Annotated in this window: 1 protein-coding gene; it reads left to right on the top strand. The window is 62.1% G+C overall.

Annotated elements, in window-relative coordinates; translation table 11 throughout:
* Window positions 1-245, top strand: a 245-nt coding sequence (locus tag ACPYOM_RS23310; RefSeq protein WP_481347791.1) for a globin family protein, incomplete at its 5' end; no start/stop codon positions are given.
* Window positions 246-248 lie beyond the last annotated feature (3 nt).

Below are 248 nucleotides of genomic sequence, written 5' to 3'. Positions count from 1 at the left end.
GGATGCACAGCGGGAACGGTCCCCACAGCGAGATGAATCGGCGGGCGGTGGAGTGCTTCGATCGCGCGTTGACTGATGTGGGTGTTGTGGATGATCCGCTTCGTGGCGTCCTGCATGACTACTTTGCCTGGACCACCACCAACACCATGGCCCGCTACGAACGCTCAGCCGAGGATGTTCCGGCCGGGCTGCAGATGCCGAAATGGTCATGGGAGGGCTTGGAAACAGCTGAGGCGTCCGGCTGAGGA

This window comes from Monashia sp. HAY1-2A, from assembly GCF_056755315.1.
Note: the sequence above shows the minus strand (reverse complement) of the source record. Positions and strands in the feature narration are given on the sequence as shown.